This is a genomic window from Rhizobium sp. WYCCWR 11128, from assembly GCF_013416305.1.
In the GTDB taxonomy this organism is placed as follows: domain Bacteria; phylum Pseudomonadota; class Alphaproteobacteria; order Rhizobiales; family Rhizobiaceae; genus Rhizobium; species Rhizobium indicum.
Window position 1 is genome coordinate 357,284 of the sequence record NZ_JACCEZ010000001.1, and the last position, 15,340, is coordinate 372,623.

The window sequence follows — 15,340 nt, forward strand, 5'->3', positions numbered from 1 at the left end:
ATGGCGGAGTATTCACGTGAGCGAATTTGAAAGTGCACCTGAGGTTATGCTGAGCAAGCCGTCGAGCGGCGACGTCAGCACTGAGTATTTCGATCATATCAAGAAAATCAATGACATATTTTATGATCAGATCAAGATATCCGACCAAAAGGCTGCCTATATTTTTACTTTCATGCTCGCCTTTCTGGTGAGCTCCAGCGAAGTGAGGGCCGTGTTCAGCCTGACGCGTTACACCGGCGGCACGCCGGGCAGCATGCTGTTCTCAGGCCTGCTTGCGACAGCCTCGGTCTTCTCGATCCTGTCGGCGATTCTTGTTGTGCTGCCGCGGCGTCTCGGCACCTCGACCTCGCTATTCTGGGGCGCCTGGCCCGATCATCGCGATATGTTCTTCGAGGCAGCCCTTCGCCGTGACGAGCGCTACCTCTTCGACCAGTATCTCGAAAACGCCAACATTCTATCGGCTATCGCCCGCAACAAATACCGCTGCGTCACCTTCGCGTTTCGTGGGCTGATGGTAAGCGTGATCGCCTATGTGCTGCTGTTGATTGCCGTGTGAGGGAGTAAGCGGCGAAGCCAGCAAATGCGCTGAGCGCAGGCGCGGCCAAGAATGCGGGGCGCGCCGAGGGCGCGCCCGCCCGTTCAATCTTCTATTTCGAGAACGAGCTCGAGCTCGATCGGCACGCCTAACGGCAGGCTGGACACGCCGAGGACGATTCGGCCGGAGAGCTTGTCTTCGCCGAAGACTGCAAGCAGCATTTCGGATGCCCCGTCGGCGACCTTTGGGTGGTCGCGAAAATCGCCTTCGGTGGCGATGTAGACGCCGAGCTTGACGACCTTCGCCACCCTGTCCAGCGAACCGAGATATTCTCTGGCTCCCGCAAGGGCGCTAAGGGTCGCTGTCTCGGCGGCCTTCCTGCCGTCTTCGACCGTCAGCGCGCCGCCGACGCGGCCGATATAGCGGGGCTTGCGGTCGACGACCGGCAGCATACCGCTGAAGAAGACCAGCTTGCCGGTTCTGACCGCCTCGACATACGCGCCCAAGGGCGTCGGCGGTGGGGGAAGGGCGATGCCGAGGTCCTGCAGCCGCCGTTCCGCGCCGGCTGCCTCAGCTTTTGCATGGTCTACCATTTGCCCAGATGTGCGCCGCCGTCGACGTGAAGCACCTCCCCGGTTATGCGCGGAGCTTCGGTGAGGAAGACGACGGCATCGGCGATCTCCTCGACGTTGGAAATGCCTGCCATCGGCGACAGCGTGCTCAGGAAGTCCTTTGGATTGTCCTTGTGCAACGGCGTGTCCACCACACCGGGAGCGACGATATTGAAGCGAATTTTCTCGTTCGCATATTCCATCGCCAGGTTCTTGGAGATGGCGTTGATGCCGCCCTTTGTCATCATTGAGACTGAGGCGGAGAAACCGGCGATCGGATGATCGGTCAATGGGGTGGTGATGCTGACGACGCTACCGCCCGTTTTCTGCACGAGCATCTGCCTGACGACCTGTTGGGTCAGGTGGATGAAACCTTCGAGATTGGTCGAGGACAATTTCTGGAAGTCGGCCATCGTAAACTCGACGAACGGCTTGGCTAGAAAAATGCCGGCATTGTTGACGAGCGCGTCGATCGAGCCGAAGCGATCGATTGCGGTCCTTGCCACCCGCGCTGCGGTTTCAGCATCGCCGATGTCGCCATCGACGAGCGCCAGCCTGTCCGAGGCCTCAAAAGCATCTGAGGTACTGACCTGGCGCGAGGTGGCGACGACATTGTAGCCGCGCTCGACGAAGGCATTGACGAGGCCGGCTCCGATACCCTGGGAGGCGCCCGTGACGATGACTGTTTTTCTCGTAGTCATGCTGATCTCCATAATCTGGTTCGGGCAACGCGGGCCTTGCGGCTGCAAAGGCGGGGTCGCTCGAGATGGGGCTGCTGCGAATGCGCCTCCATCCGGTTGTGGTTGTTTTCGCAAGGTGAATATGGCGAAAACTCCATTACGCGATTAGATGGAAATATCTGGATTCTCTTTTGCATCCATGCAAAAATCAGTGCATGGCCGATCTGAACGACATCGCCGTTTTCGTAAAGGTGGCGCAGTATGGCAGCTTCAGCCGCGCTGCCCATTCCCTCGGCATGCCGGTATCGACCGTCAGCCGGAAGGTGACGTCGCTGGAGGAGCAGCTCGGCGTGACGCTTATGCAGCGGACGACCCGCAAGCTGAGCCTGACCGCGCAGGGCCGGGCCTATTACGACAGGTGCAGCGAACCGCTCGCCCATCTCCTCGACGCCGAGCAGGCGCTCACCGAGACACAGAGAAAACCGGAAGGTCTGCTGAAGATCTCCGTGCCTGTCATCTTCGGGCAGGAGGTGTTCTACGAATTCATCTCATCCTTCCTGAAGACCTATCCCGATATCCAGATCGATCTCTTCGTCACCAACCTGTTTCTCGATCTGATCGCTGAGAATGTCGATCTCGCCATCCGCTTCGGCGAACTTAAGGATTCCTCCATCGTGGCGCAGCGGCTCGGAAAGAGCGTGCGTTATCTGGTTGCCGCGCCGGACTATCTGAAGGGCAGGGCGCTTCCCTCAAAGCCGGAAGAGCTGAAGGACCATCAGTGCGTGCTCTTGAACGGCCGCAACGGCGAGGCGGAATGGCATCTCGTGAGCCATCGCAAATCGGTTCGCCTGCATGTGTCGGGGTCGGTATCGAGCCGGGATTTCGACGCGGTGAGCGCCTTCACCTATCGCGGACACGGCATTGGCCTGCTGCCTTCGACATATTGCGACGAGCAGATCAGAAGAGGCGAACTCGTCCGTCTGCTGCCGGACTGGTCGTCCGAGGAAATTTTCGTGCACGCCGTCTATCCCACGCGCCGCTTCCTGCCCTCCCGATTGCAGGTCTTTCTCGAGGCGCTGAAAGCATGGAAGACCCCCTTGTGGCTTCCCTTGCATTGAAGGCTTCCGATTCCATCACCGAAAATTGAAGCCGTGCGCCTGGGCGAGCGTCCTCCCTCGGCCAAGCTGTGTTAGAGTTCGCTGGCTTGGATGGCGCAGGGATTGGATTGCCAATGCTGACGACACTTGCGGTGCTTATGGGTCTTTCCGGCCTCGTCCCCATCGCGCAGGCGGGGGGAAGCGAGGTCGATGTGACCCTCGTGCTTGCCGTCGATACCTCGCGGTCGATGGACTTCGAGGAGATCGGCATCCAGCGCGAGGGTTATGTCGAAGCGCTCAAGCACAGGGAATTCATCGACGCGGTCAAGGGCGGGCTGACCGGCCGCATCGCCATCAGCTATTTCGAATGGGCAGGCTATGTCGTCCAGGATTCCGTCATCGACTGGCAGGTGATCGAGACGGAAGAGGATGCGATTGCTTTTGCAGATAAACTCGAAGCCCGGCCGATTGCCACGCAGCGGCGCACATCGATCTCCACCGCGATCGCCCAAGGCGCCAGCATGATCGTTTCCAGTCCCTTTCAATCCAGGCGGCAGGTGATCGATGTCTCCGGCGATGGGCCGAACAATTCCGGCAATCCCGTCACTCCCGCCCGCGACAAGGCGGTGGAAGCCGGCATGATCATCAATGGCCTCGCCATCATGCTGCGGCCATCCGATGCGCCCAACGGGCTCGACAAATATTATGCGGATTGCGTGATCGGCGGTCCCGGCGCCTTTGTGCTGCCGGTCCGCAAAATAGAGGATTTCGCCGTTGCCGTGCGCCGCAAGCTGGTGCTGGAGATCAGCGGCATTTCCCCGGCGGCGACGGTGCAGAAAACAGCCGGCGCCGAGACGGGCACCGACTGCCTGATCGGGGAGAAGCAATGGCGGGATATCTTCGATCGCTGATGCCAGAACAGGATGATTTTAGGCCGGGTCGGCCTAAAATCTCAATCCTGCTCTGAATTACATAGTTAGAGCATGATGTCGTCCGAAAACCGCGCACACTTTTCGGCATCATGCTCTACCGGGTCAGCGCGCCGAAATTATATCAGTCAGTATCTGGTAAGCGGCGGAGACGCGGTCCTCGTTGGGATAGTTTTTGTTGGCCAGAATGACGATACCAACTCGCTCTTTCGGGATGAACGCGACATATGCGCCGAAACCATTCGTGGAACCGGTTTTATTGATCCACACATCGTCACCCGGTTTCATTGCGGGCATCAGTTGCTTGACGGGAATGGTCTTGAGCATCGCGCTGGAATTGTTGTCCATCAACGTCGTCAATGTCGCGGGATAGGAATACTGTTCCCAAATAAGGTCTTGGGTCATCGCGCCGACATCGAAATATCCCTTGTGCGTGTTCGTGATCGCCTGCTGCAGCTTCTCGTCCAGCTCGACCAAACCCATGTTCGCGTCGATGAACCGGATCATGTCGCTTGCGGTGGATTTCACTCCGTAGGCCTCGGACGAAAGAATGGCAGGTGTCATCCGAGCCGGCTCACCGCTTCGCTTGTAGCCTTGGGCATAGTCGACCATCCGCGATTTCGGCACATCAATAAACGTGCTTTTCAATCCAAGGGAGGGAAACAATTGGTCTTCCATAAGAGCTGCGAAGTCTTTGCCCATGCTTTTTGCCGTTATATATCCGAGCGCGCCGATGCTTGGATTGGCGTATGTTCGGCGCGTTCCGGCGGCAAATGATGGTTTCCAGGTTGCGAGATATTCCATCAGCTGCTTTTCGGTTTTGACTTCGTCGGGAAATTGCAGCGGAAATCCACCAGCCGTATGGGTGCCCAAATCCATCAGCACGACATCGCCGAACGGCTTTCCTTTCATCGACGGAAGATATTTGCTTGCCTTGTCCGACAGCGAAAGTCGGCCGGTCACGTCCGCGTAGGAGGTGAGGGTGACTGTAAAGGTTTTGCTGATCGATCCCAGTTCGAACATGGTCGCCGGGGTGACGGGCCTGTCAGTGTCCTTCGACTCGACGCCGTAGTTGAAGATGTGGTTCTGTCCGTCAGCGGTGATGGCAACGGCAATGCCCGGAATGCCGTATTTATCCATGATTGGTTTTATCGCGGCGTCCGAGATGGCTTTTAGTTTCAGCTCGTCAGCCGCAAAGCCACTTGTGGAAATGCATGTCGAGACCAATGCGGCCGATAGAATTCCTATCCAATCACGCGTCATTTCTTCATCCTCTAAAAGCAGCTTCATCAGCGCAAAGGCGCATGAGGACGGCATTTAATGGCACTGTTTTGCGGCAGCAAACGATGATATCTCGGAGGAGATCCAAGAAAATCTAGGGCTAAGATGGTTCGGCAATTCCTCCCTTTAAATGGCTTGAGGGCCTTCGAAGCATCGGCAAGACATCTCAGCTTCACCCGGGCCGCGATCGAGCTTTGCGTTACCCAGGCCGCTGTAAGCCAGCAAGTCAAAAGCCTGGAGAAACGATTGGGGGCTGCCCTTTTTCAGCGTCTCCCAAGAGGTTTGAAAATTACTGCAGAAGGCGAAGCTCTTTTGCCGACCTTGACCAATTCCTTCGATCAGATGGCGATCACGCTGAACCGGATTGAAGCCGGGCAGGTTCGGGAATTGCTGTTCCTGGGTGTGGTCGGGACGTTTGCCGTCGGTTGGTTGTTGCCAAGGCTTTCGGATTTTCAACAGCAGCATCCGTTCATCGATGTGCGCGTTTCGACAAACAATAATCGCGTCGATATGGCGGCCGAGGGACTAGACTTTGCCATTCGCTTCGGCAGCGGTTCCTGGCACGGCACAGAGGCGCTACGTCTGTTCGACGCTCCGCTCTCTCCTCTGTGCACGCCCAAATTGGCGGAGCGTTTAAGGTCGCCTGCAGACCTGGTCGAGGCGACGCTTTTGCGGAGCTATAGGGCGGACGAATGGAGCACGTGGTTTGCGGCAGCGAACGTCCCGCCGGCGTCACAAATAAACGCCGGTATCGTCTTCGACTCTTCCCTCGCGATGATGGAGGCCGCCCTGCAAGGACTGGGTATTGCTTTGGCGCCGCCGTCGATGTTTTCCAGACATCTATCCTCGGGGTCTATAAGACAACCTTTTCCCACGACCATATCGCTGGGAAGCTATTGGCTGACCCGACTGCAATCAAGGCCGCCAACAGCAGCCATGCTCGCATTTTCCAATTGGATGATGTCGCAGATGTCTTCCGCATCGCAATGACAGCTTCCGGCGAGCCGGAGGCTGAGATCAACCCGACGCTCAAGGACTTGGCCGTCAGGGTTCCTGCCCTTCAGCCCGTTGGTCAAGGGAACTCCTCCGTCATGCTCCACCACCGCCGCTTTGCTTACGCCACACAGATGCCCGGCACGGCGACCTTCTGGAAGAGATGCGGGGAGGCGACCGCCGAGGACGGATAGTCCGAGAGCTTCGCCCGAAACTCCGGATGCGAGAAAGCCGCCCGGAAGTCGGCGGTCGATTCCCAGACGGCATAATTGAGATAAGCAGGACTTTCGCCGATGGCGCGATGCATCTGGGTCGAGATGAAGCCAGGCTGCCGTTTCATGAAGGCCGCATCGGCCTGCCAGGCATCAAGGAAGGCCTGCTCGTCGGCCTTGTCGAGCGTGAAGAGGTTGATGAGGACGATCGCGGAGGCATCGATCGCGATTTGGCGATCGATCGGGAAGGCAGGGTCCATCGGGCGCATGAGTGACATGGTCGACTCCATCTGAATTGGTTACATGATGTCAATCTGGTAATACGGATACATATTCAATTTGACACTATGATGTCAATATAGCTATATGGTGACAAATGCACGAACCCCAACGGACCCCGGCCGGAACAGCTTTGACCGACCTCATTCTGGATCTCTTCCGGCTCAACAACCGGATGATCAACGCGGGCGACAAGCTCGTCGACGGGCTCGGCCTGACCAGCGCCCGCTGGCATGTCCTCGGCACCGTCGCCACGGCAGGCCGGCCGCAGCCGGTCGCGTGGCTGGCGCGCGACATGGGCGCCAACCGCCAGAACGTTCAGCGTATCGTCAACGATCTGGAGAAGGAGGGGCTTCTCGCGTTCCAACCCAACCCGCACCACCGACGGGCACAACTCGTCGTGCTGACGGACAAGGGAAACCAGGCATATGAAACCGCCATGCGCCTGCAGGCCCCGTGGGTCGACATGCTCTCGGAAGGGCTTCAGGTCGAGGATCTCAAAACCACGCATGCCGTCATGAAGGCGCTCCGCAGCAAACTGGAAGGACATGGAGATGTTGAAGAGCAGGCCTGATCGCTATGGCGCAATAGCGGTCTCGATCCACTGGCTGAGTGCGGTTCTGATCCTGGCGCTGCTCGGCTCCGGCTTCCGGGCTGCCAACGCCATGGACGCCGCGACCAAGGCCGGGCTGTTGCGTTTCCACATTCCGATGGCGATCGTCATCCTGCTTCTAACGGCTCTTCGCATTGTCTGGTGGTGGCGTTTCGATCGCAAGCCTGCGCCGGTGCCGGCATCGCCTCGCTGGCAGGAGCGCCTTGCGGGCTTTGTTCACGTCGCCTTCTACATTTTCATTCTCGGCATGGTCGCCAGCGGCATCGGGATGATGATCCTCAGTGGCGCTGCTCCCGCCATCTTCGAGGCAGCCGGCGCCACGCTGCCTGATTTCACCGCCTATCCGCCGCGTGGCCCGCATGGGTTCGGCGCCTTCCTGCTTGTCGGCCTGCTGGTCTTCCATGCCGGTGCCGCGCTCTATCACCAGTTTGTCCGCGGCGATCACCTGCTGCGGCGGATGTGGTATGGCGGCTGAGATCCCGCCGCGTTCGATGTCAAATGTTTGGCTTCTCGAAGATCTGTCAGGCGGCCGCGTTCGGGCCTGACTCAGGAGACGCAGATCGCCACGCCGGCAACGAGCTGGCCAGTGCCACGCCCAATTCGACGATCGACGATCAGCGGGACCGGCTCGACGGTATGGTGACCGCTGTGCACCAAGAAGGCGCGATGAAGCGCCGCGCCGTTGCCGCCGAGACGCTTCTCAAATGTCACCGTCTGCGTGATGCCGCCGCCCTTGCCTATAAGGGCAGCTGCTTGCCGGCCTGTTCGCTGACCATGTATTCGGCGTACCAGTCCGGCCAGTTCTCGTCGTGTTTGCCGCCGTTTCGCTTCTCGTGTTCACCGTGCGCGGTCGCCGCACGGCGCATGGCTGACGCGAGATCGGTTGAGTTGGTGAATGTCGTCCCGTCGGCGTCGATGCGTCCTGGCAGGCGCGTGGTGACTTCCTGGAACAGCCAGCCGTTGCCATCGGGATCCTTGAAGGAGGCGAAAGAACGGTAGCTGCGGTGATCGGGATCGCGGCCGGCAATGCGGAGCCGCCCGAACAGATAGGGTTCGTCCTTGCCGGCATAGACGCCGGCCGCGTCATGGAACACTTCGCTGACCTCGACGCCGCGGGCGATGAGATCGCGGCGGGCGGCCTCGATGTCGGAGACGATAAGATAGAGCCCCTGGGCGGAACCGGGGGCGGCGGCCGTGACGTTCTTGCCGAAGATGATCGCGCAGCCGGAGCCCGGCGGCGTAAACTGGATCACCCGAAAATCGGCATCATTGGCGAAGTCGGCGTCGAGCCGCCAACCCAGGCCGTCGTAAAAGCGCTTGGCGCGGTCGACATCGGAAACGGGGATGACCACGACCTCGAGCTTGGTGTCGACGGGATGTGTTTTCGGGGTCTGCATGGGGGTTTCGCTGCGCAGTGCATTGCTCATCTTAAGCTCCTTGGGGTTTTGGATGCCTTGAGAATTGCTGACGCGTGACGACCGAAGTTGACCACGGCGCGGTGAGGCCGTCGAATCAATTATTCTGTCTGATTTGACCGGTATTGGCGGATTCCGCGGCGACGCTAGGCGCGCCGCTCCCGATCCGCGGGGGTTGGCAAGGTCATGTCGATCTGAGTGGTCGACAGCGGGATTGGCCCGCCGTCTTCATCGGCTGTTGTTGTTCTGCTCGTCGAGCCGCTTTCACGCAGCGAGAGCGGCGCGGGTTTTGCCGATCGTCAGAGCCGCCTTTGCTGCCTCGCGGCCTTTCTCGACGAAATGTGCGCGGTAGATCTGCTTATGGTGCTCGGTTTCCTGATACTGATGCGGCGTCAGCGAAACCGACAGCACCGGCACACCGGTATCCATGCCGGCGCGCATCAGCCCATCGACGACGGCCTGGGCGACGAATTCGTGGCGGTAGATTCCGCCGTCGACGACGAAGGCGGCGGCAACGACCGCGGCATAGCGTCCGGTTGCCGCAAGATCGCGTGACAGCAGCGGCATCTCGAATGCGCCGGGAACATCGAACACGTCGACCTGCTCGGGCGGAATAAGCTGATGGAAGCCATCAAGGGCGCGGTCGACGATGTCGGCGTGCCAGCTGGCTTTGACGAAGGCATAGCGGGTGGGTGTCATGGTAATCTCCTTTGGCGAACAGACACATCACCCAAGGCGATCACGAACGTCCCCGACAGCCGCAAGGGCGGCAGGAACGCACGTTCTCTTTCATCCGGACTATGACCGTCGGCTCAGGCATCTCACCTGATCTGCTGACCCTTCCGAAGAAGGCGCTCGCGGGCTCGCAATCTAAATTGCATACCGCCGGTAGGGACTTGCACCCCGCCCTGAGAACGGCGCGGACAATAGGGGGAAGGTGACCGGCTGGCAATAGGTCGAAATGCTTCGAGGCCAATGCAGGATCAGGCCTCCAGACGCGGCGGTTTCGCTTGTTCGTCGATCGCGACGGGCAAGCCCTCTTGCGGAGGATGGGCTCGCGCCTACATGCTCCCATTGAGGACATTCACGTCAGAATAGCACGGCAGGACGGGATGCGCCGTCTCTATCCGCGGCGGGCAGGGCCGTGGCAACCATGGGAGAGAGAGATGCAAGACCCCATCGTCGTCCGCCGCGAGACGCATATCGCGGCGCCGCCGGCCGCGGTGTTCGCGTTGATGACCGACCCGGAAAAGATCCTGCGCTGGATGGGAACGGAGGCGCAGGTCGAGCCGCAGCCCGGCGGGCTCTATCTCGTCAATGTTACCGGCGCCCGCTTTGCGCGTGGCTCGTTTCGTGAGGTGGTGCCGGTTCATCGCCTTGCCTACAGCTTCGGCTGGGACGGCAGCGAGGTGGTGCCGCCGGGGTCGAGCCTGGTCGAGATCGATCTGATCGAGCAGGGAGGCGGAACGCTGCTGCGGCTCACCCATAGCGGCCTGCCGAGCGCCGAGCAATGCGCCGGCCATGCGGAGGGTTGGGCACATTATCTCGGGCGGCTGACCGAGGTCGCCGCCGGGGGTGATCCGGGTCCCGATCCTTTTTACGGCAGGACATGAACAATTTTTGGCGGCGGCGGAGCGGCTCTGAAGCCCTTGCCGTTGCGACAACAGTGGTCAGCGAGCGCTCAGACCGGCCGTGCGGAAGCGCTTCTTTTTCTCCCGCAAACATGAACGCGCAGTTCATCTCCAGTTCAATTTGGCGGTCATAAGCTGTGGACGGCTGGATTGAAATGGAGTTCTCGATGAAGGCACTTTCTATCGCGGCTGCCTTGCTCGCTGGCAGCCTCTCGTTCGGCACGGCGCAGGCGATGCCGATTGGGACAATCAATGTTCAGAGCAATATCACAACGGTCGACTACGCGTGCGGTCGCGGCTGGCATCTGACGCGCTGGGGCGAATGCCGGCGAAACTGGCGCCGCCCGCCGCCGGTCGCTTTCTACGGTGGCCCGCCCCGCTGGGGCTGGGAGCGGCGTCACCGGGATTGGGATGGTCCGCGCTGGCGCCATGAGCGGCGTTGGGATCGCGACCGCCGTTGGCGGGATGATGATTAAGGGTCTCGCTTAGATGTAGATGGACAAGGGCCGGAGCGATTTTCGCCCGGCCTTTTCTGATGAAACAGGTTCGCCGACGCTGACCGGCAGCGTCCTCCCGATTTGTCCAATACGGTCAGATCCTGCTGACGAGCCAGTACTTGTCGTCGATCAGCTCCTCGAGTTCGACGGGATCCTTGACGCCGAATTCGAACCATTCGACGAGTTCCTTCGCCTTGCGGCTGCTCTCCTCTGCCGTCAGCTCGACCTGATATCTTTCGCACCATCGCCGAAGGATCGACGTCAGCAGCGTCATGTCATTCCCATCCAACGGATCTTTCGGCCAGAATATCGTGCCCATCGTACCCCTCAATCACACGATGACGAACGACCCTATAATGGAATCAAAGTCGCGCAAGTTTAAAGTGTTTATTTTTTGTTTTCCACCGCGCCGAATGGTTTTCGACAGGCGATGCGGACGGCCTTTGCGGGCGACAGGCTAAGTCGCTGGAAACGTCCCCACGATCACCTGGGGATGTCCTTGCGGACGTCCACGTGGGCGTGCGATGTTAAGCGATGGATCTGCCGTCTCCCCTTGCCTGGCTGGTTGACGAGGCCGGAGCCTCGCCCAGGCCCGAGCGGTTTCTGGCCGAACTCGGGCGCCGGCTGCTGGCCGACGGCCTGCCGCTTTCCGGCGGCACACTGACGCTTTCGGTGCCGCATCCGATCATTGCGCGGCGCACCTGGCTGTGGCGGGCCGAGACCGGTGCTGTCATCGAGGCGCTGGCCTTTGCCGCGACTCCGCAGAGCGAGGCCGGGCACGACTGGCTGACCGCGCTCGGGCCGGTATGGGAGGAGCGAATAGGGCCTTCGCAGGATAGTCCCATGCTCGGCTGGGCGGGTATCGACAAACGGGCAGGGGCCGGCGCATTCGCTCCGGCGGAAGCAGACCGGCTGCGCGAGGTCGCGCGTTTTGCCGCCGCACCGCTCGCAGCGCTCGCGGCGCGGGAGGCGCGGGCAGCCCTGCTCGAAGCCTATCTCGGCCGCCGTAGTGCCGCCCGGGTGCAGGCCGGCGAGCTTGCCCGCGGCACCGGCGAGACCATACGCGCTGCTCTTCTCTGCGCAGATCTGCGCGATTTCACCGCGCTTTCGGAGGTGACGGAGCCGCACGCGATGATCGCGACGCTCAACGCATGGTTCGACCGCGTCGCAGGCGCGGTGCACGCCTTCAGCGGCGAGGTGCTGAAATTCATGGGCGACGGCGTGCTGGCGATCTTTCCGGTCACGGGCGCTTCCGACGACGCGGGAAGGATAAGCCACGGAGACCGAGAAGCCTGCGAGGCAGCCCTCAGGGCGGTTGCTGCCAGCCGTGCCGGCATGGTCCATCTCGACCAGATACGCCAGTCGCAGGGGCTGGCGCCGCTGCCCTTCGGCGCGGCGCTGCATTTCGGCGAGATCCTGTGGGGCAATATCGGCGCAGCCGACCGGCTGGACTTTACCGCCATCGGCCCCGCCGTCAATCTCGTCAGCCGGCTGGAAGGGCTCTGCAAACCGCTCGGCCGAAGCGTGCTGATCTCGGGCGCGGTTGCAGCGAATACGGCGACGGCCCTGATGCCGCTCGGAGAGCACAGGTTGCGAGGCATTGCCCAGCCTTGCGCGGTCTTCACCTTGCCGGAGAATTGAGCCGCAAGGCTGGGTGCCGTGAGCGGCCTTCGTTTATGCAAAGAAATCTTTGCAAAGATATGTTTGCAATAGTAGGCTGCCGGCATGAAAAATCCGCGCCCGCAGCCTGCCCACTCAGTCACCGCACCCCGCACCCTCAGCCGGGTCGTGCCCGATCCGACCGCGCTGAAAGCGCTGACGCATCCTGTCCGGCTGAGCATGCTCGGCATGCTCAGGATCGATGGGCCTGCCACGGCGACGCAGCTGGCAGTGCGGCTGGGCTTAAACAGCGGCGCGACCAGCTATCACCTGCGCCAGCTTGCCCAATACGGTTTCATCGAGGAAGCGCCGCATGCTTCACGGCGCGACCGCTGGTGGCGCGCCAGCCACCAGCTCACCTCGGTGCCGGCAAGCGAGGCCGAGGGTGAAGCGCTCGATCTCGACATCGCCTTCAACCAGGCTGCACTCTCGCTGCAGGTCGGCCAGATGCAGCAGGCGCTGGAGGAATATGCTGAGCTGCCGGCTGAATGGCGCAAGGCGACGGCTGCCGACGACATCATAATCCCGATGACGGCGGCACAGGCCGAGGCCCTGACGAAACGGCTGAGCGACATCATCCTGGAGGCGATGCGGGCGGCCCCGCCGCTCGGGGAGGCGGCGTCGCAGGAATCCGGCATGGTTCCCTTCTATGTCATGTTGCACGCCTTTCCCTATCCGGGCCGCGTTCCGCATCGCGAAGGGGAGGATAAGCCGTGAGACGGGGCGGGCCGTTCCTGGCGCTCGCGGCTGCCGAGACATTCTCGCTCTCCGGCACGCGGCTTTCGACCATCGCTATTCCCTGGCTGGTGCTGAGCACGACTGGCAGCCCGGTGCTGACAGGCCTGACGGCAATGATGGAGATGCTGCCCTATGTCATCGCCAAGGCGCTCGGCGGACCGCTGATCGACCGCGCCGGCGCCAAGAGCATCGCCATCATCTGCGACACGGCTTCGGTGCTCGTGGTCGCTCTGGTGCCGCTTCTCGATCTCTTCGGCATGCTTGGCATGCCGGTGCTGCTGCCGCTCGTCTTTGCCATGGGCGTGCTGCGCGGCCCCTCCGATGCGGCCAAGCAGGCGATGGTTCCCGATATCGCCACACTCGCCAATGTACCGCTCGAACGAGTGACCGGCGTTGCGAGCGCCATCGAGCGGCTGGCCTCGACGGCGGGCGCGGCCGGCGCCGGCGCTTTGATCGGGCTGATCGGCCCGGGCCAGGCGCTGCTCGTCAATGCCGCCACCTTCGCCGCCGCTGCGCTGATCGTTGCCGCGGGCATACCCGGGACGCGACGCGCGCCTGCGCCCGAAACTCGACCGGTCGAACGGGCGTCCTATCTCGAGGATCTACGCGAAGGCTGGCGCTTTCTGCGCGGCGATGCCGTGCTCGTCAGCATCGTCGCTATGGTGGCGGTCACCAATCTCTTCGACCAGGCCTATCATGCCGTGCTGCTGCCGGTCTGGACACGGGATGCCGGCCATGGCCCGGAGCTGCTCGGTGCAATGTTCGCCGCCTTCGCCGGCGCCTCGATCGCAGGCGCGGCGATTGCCGCGGCGATCGGCGAGCGCATGCCGCGACTGATGGTCTATACGGTGGCCTTCCTCCTGACCGGCTTTCCGCGCTTTCTCGTTCCGGCGCTGGACGCGCCCATCGGCCTCGTCTTTGCGACGCTCGCCATCGCAGGATTCGCGTCGGGCTTCCTCAACCCGATCCTGTCGGCGGTCATCTTCGAGCGCATCCCCAAGCCGCTGACTGGCCGCGTCACCGCATTGAACACAGCCCTCTGCTTCGCCCTCATCCCCTTCGGCGGCCTCGCCGGCGGCGCGCTGATCAGCGGGCTCGGCCTTGCTGCGGCGCTGTTCCTGATGGGGATTGCCTATCTCGCGGCAACGCTTGCGCCGCTTGCGCTGAAGAGCTTTCGCGGGTTTGACAGGGCCTCGCCTGAAGCGTCCAGCTCTAGCCGTGGCCAAGCTCCTCAACCATCAGGTCGATGAAGCGGCGGACACGTGGTTCCAGCAGGCGCTTGTCGGGATAGAGCGTGACGATCTTTGCGTCATCGGTTTCGAGGTCGGCCAGGATCTGCCGAAGGCGGCCGGCAGCGAGATCGTCGGTGACGAGAAAATCGGGTAGCAGCGCGATGCCCAGCCCCGCCAGGGCGGCGTCGCGGATCGCCTCGCCGCTGTCGAGCCTCAGGCGGCTGCGGCCTTGCGCCTTGATCCAGGAACCGCCTTTCCCGCGAAAGCGCCAGCCCTGCCTTTGATTGCGGCCGGCGAAGATCAAGCAGTCATGGACCGCGAGATCGTCGATATCGCGCGGCTCGCCGCGCTCGGCAAGGTAGGACGGTGAGGCGCAGAGGCGCGCCTTGTAGGTGGCGATCACGCGCGAGACCAGGCGGGTGTCCGACACCGTCGCCGTCGCGCCGATCCGGATCGCCAGATCGAAGCCTTCCTCGACAATGTCGGCCAGGCGATCAGTGAAGCTCACTTCGACCTGGATGTCGGGCCAGGCCCGAAGATATTTTTCAAGCAAAGGCAGCACGACGAGCCGCCCGAAAGCATCGGGAACGGCAAGCCGGAGAACGCCTCGCGGCGTGCTGTTCTGCCCCGCCACGCTCGCTTCCGCCTCGTCGACCGATACAAGGATCTGCAGCCCGCGCTCGTAAAACATCCGGCCTTCGTCGGTCAGGCTCAACGTCCTCGTCGTGCGGTTGAGCAGGCGCGCGCCGAGCCGGTCTTCAAGGCGGATGACAGCCTTGCCTGCCGCAGAACGCGAGAGGCCCATGGCCTGGCCGCCGGCGATAAAGCTTCCGGCATCGACGACGGCCATGAAGATCAGAATATCGTTCAGGTTCGTACGCGGCATCAGGCAACTCGAGCGGTTCGGCTACATCAATAAGTCGGGCAGTCATGGGATC

At 61.6% G+C, this 15,340-nt stretch carries 20 protein-coding genes and 1 riboswitch; of the genes, 11 read left to right on the forward strand and 9 right to left on the reverse strand.

What is annotated here, in order from left to right; genetic code table 11:
- Window positions 1-16 precede the first annotated feature (16 nt).
- Entirely contained in the window at window positions 17-556 is a 540-nt protein-coding gene (locus HX898_RS01740) for a Pycsar system effector family protein (RefSeq protein WP_138330626.1), read from the forward strand.
- 83 nt (window positions 557-639) lie between these two features.
- Here the strand turns inward: HX898_RS01740 and HX898_RS01745 are convergent, their stop codons facing one another.
- Together HX898_RS01745 and HX898_RS01750 are read right to left on the reverse strand one after the other, a co-directional pair.
- Window positions 640-1,128, reverse strand: a complete 489-nt coding sequence (locus HX898_RS01745) for a RidA family protein (protein ID WP_138330627.1) — start codon at window positions 1,126-1,128, stop codon at window positions 640-642.
- Window positions 1,122-1,847 carry an SDR family oxidoreductase gene (locus HX898_RS01750; RefSeq protein ID WP_180193821.1) on the reverse strand — a complete coding sequence of 242 codons (726 nt, stop codon included), beginning with the start codon at window positions 1,845-1,847 and terminating at the stop codon, window positions 1,122-1,124. Before HX898_RS01750 ends, HX898_RS01745 begins: the two co-directional genes overlap by 7 nt.
- Before the next feature lie 194 nt (window positions 1,848-2,041).
- Between HX898_RS01750 and HX898_RS01755 the strand changes: the two genes are divergently transcribed.
- Window positions 2,042-2,944, forward strand: a complete 903-nt coding sequence (locus HX898_RS01755; RefSeq protein ID WP_180193822.1) for a LysR family transcriptional regulator — start codon at window positions 2,042-2,044, stop codon at window positions 2,942-2,944.
- 113 nt (window positions 2,945-3,057) lie between these two features.
- Window positions 3,058-3,834 carry a DUF1194 domain-containing protein gene (locus HX898_RS01760; RefSeq protein ID WP_180193823.1) on the forward strand — a complete coding sequence of 259 codons (777 nt, stop codon included), beginning with the start codon at window positions 3,058-3,060 and terminating at the stop codon, window positions 3,832-3,834.
- 123 nt (window positions 3,835-3,957) lie between these two features.
- Here HX898_RS01760 and ampC read toward each other — a convergent pair whose 3' ends face one another.
- A complete protein-coding gene (ampC, locus tag HX898_RS01765) occupies window positions 3,958-5,115 on the reverse strand; it encodes a class C beta-lactamase (protein ID WP_180193824.1) in 1,158 nt (385 codons plus the stop codon).
- A 123-nt stretch (window positions 5,116-5,238) separates the two neighbouring features.
- Between ampC and HX898_RS01770 the strand changes: the two genes are divergently transcribed.
- Window positions 5,239-6,123 carry a LysR family transcriptional regulator gene (locus tag HX898_RS01770; RefSeq protein ID WP_180193825.1) on the forward strand — a complete coding sequence of 295 codons (885 nt, stop codon included), beginning with the start codon at window positions 5,239-5,241 and terminating at the stop codon, window positions 6,121-6,123.
- A gap of 124 nt (window positions 6,124-6,247) precedes the next feature.
- Here the strand turns inward: HX898_RS01770 and HX898_RS01775 are convergent, their stop codons facing one another.
- Complete coding sequence (locus HX898_RS01775; RefSeq protein WP_171376910.1) at window positions 6,248-6,616, reverse strand: antibiotic biosynthesis monooxygenase family protein; 369 nt, start codon at window positions 6,614-6,616, stop codon at window positions 6,248-6,250.
- Window positions 6,617-6,714: 98 nt separating this feature from the next.
- Here HX898_RS01775 and HX898_RS01780 point away from each other — a divergent pair, with 98 nt between their 5' ends.
- Window positions 6,715-7,191 carry a MarR family transcriptional regulator gene (locus HX898_RS01780; RefSeq protein ID WP_138330634.1) on the forward strand — a complete coding sequence of 159 codons (477 nt, stop codon included), beginning with the start codon at window positions 6,715-6,717 and terminating at the stop codon, window positions 7,189-7,191.
- Window positions 7,172-7,705: a cytochrome b/b6 domain-containing protein gene (locus tag HX898_RS01785; RefSeq protein WP_180193826.1), complete on the forward strand. Its 534-nt coding sequence runs from the start codon at window positions 7,172-7,174 to the stop codon at window positions 7,703-7,705. The genes HX898_RS01780 and HX898_RS01785 overlap by 20 nt, the downstream gene beginning before the upstream one ends.
- A gap of 71 nt (window positions 7,706-7,776) precedes the next feature.
- Here HX898_RS01785 and HX898_RS01790 read toward each other — a convergent pair whose 3' ends face one another.
- The 3 genes from HX898_RS01790 to HX898_RS01800 form a co-directional block, all read right to left on the reverse strand.
- Window positions 7,777-7,941 carry a hypothetical protein gene (locus HX898_RS01790; RefSeq protein WP_173883624.1) on the reverse strand — a complete coding sequence of 55 codons (165 nt, stop codon included), beginning with the start codon at window positions 7,939-7,941 and terminating at the stop codon, window positions 7,777-7,779.
- A gap of 26 nt (window positions 7,942-7,967) precedes the next feature.
- Window positions 7,968-8,657 carry a VOC family protein gene (locus HX898_RS01795; protein WP_180193827.1) on the reverse strand — a complete coding sequence of 230 codons (690 nt, stop codon included), beginning with the start codon at window positions 8,655-8,657 and terminating at the stop codon, window positions 7,968-7,970.
- Between the two features lie 252 nt (window positions 8,658-8,909).
- Complete coding sequence (locus tag HX898_RS01800; RefSeq protein ID WP_062943356.1) at window positions 8,910-9,344, reverse strand: 6,7-dimethyl-8-ribityllumazine synthase; 435 nt, start codon at window positions 9,342-9,344, stop codon at window positions 8,910-8,912.
- 78 nt (window positions 9,345-9,422) lie between these two features.
- Window positions 9,423-9,565, reverse strand: a riboswitch (FMN riboswitch).
- Window positions 9,566-9,811: 246 nt separating this feature from the next.
- Between HX898_RS01800 and HX898_RS01805 the strand changes: the two genes are divergently transcribed.
- Together HX898_RS01805 and HX898_RS01810 are read left to right on the forward strand one after the other, a co-directional pair.
- Complete coding sequence (locus HX898_RS01805; RefSeq protein WP_138330637.1) at window positions 9,812-10,258, forward strand: SRPBCC domain-containing protein; 447 nt, start codon at window positions 9,812-9,814, stop codon at window positions 10,256-10,258.
- A gap of 185 nt (window positions 10,259-10,443) precedes the next feature.
- Window positions 10,444-10,752: a hypothetical protein gene (locus tag HX898_RS01810; RefSeq protein WP_180193828.1), complete on the forward strand. Its 309-nt coding sequence runs from the start codon at window positions 10,444-10,446 to the stop codon at window positions 10,750-10,752.
- 115 nt (window positions 10,753-10,867) lie between these two features.
- On the opposite strand, the gene HX898_RS01815 is transcribed toward HX898_RS01810, so the two are convergent.
- On the reverse strand, window positions 10,868-11,092 hold the full coding sequence (locus HX898_RS01815; protein ID WP_003541104.1) for a hypothetical protein: 225 nt from the start codon (window positions 11,090-11,092) through the stop codon (window positions 10,868-10,870).
- A gap of 215 nt (window positions 11,093-11,307) precedes the next feature.
- Between HX898_RS01815 and HX898_RS01820 the strand changes: the two genes are divergently transcribed.
- From HX898_RS01820 to HX898_RS01830, 3 genes are all read left to right on the forward strand, one after another.
- On the forward strand, window positions 11,308-12,414 hold the full coding sequence (locus tag HX898_RS01820) for an adenylate/guanylate cyclase domain-containing protein (protein WP_180193829.1): 1,107 nt from the start codon (window positions 11,308-11,310) through the stop codon (window positions 12,412-12,414).
- An 84-nt stretch (window positions 12,415-12,498) separates the two neighbouring features.
- The gene (locus HX898_RS01825) at window positions 12,499-13,149 is read left to right on the forward strand and encodes a helix-turn-helix domain-containing protein (protein WP_180193830.1); all 651 of its coding nucleotides are present in this window, start codon (window positions 12,499-12,501) and stop codon (window positions 13,147-13,149) included.
- Window positions 13,146-14,420, forward strand: a complete 1,275-nt coding sequence (locus HX898_RS01830; protein ID WP_138330641.1) for an MFS transporter — start codon at window positions 13,146-13,148, stop codon at window positions 14,418-14,420. The genes HX898_RS01825 and HX898_RS01830 overlap by 4 nt, the downstream gene beginning before the upstream one ends.
- Here HX898_RS01830 and HX898_RS01835 read toward each other — a convergent pair.
- Window positions 14,383-15,288: a LysR family transcriptional regulator gene (locus tag HX898_RS01835; protein WP_180193831.1), complete on the reverse strand. Its 906-nt coding sequence runs from the start codon at window positions 15,286-15,288 to the stop codon at window positions 14,383-14,385. The genes HX898_RS01830 and HX898_RS01835 overlap by 38 nt on opposite strands.
- Window positions 15,289-15,340: the final 52 nt, after the last annotated feature.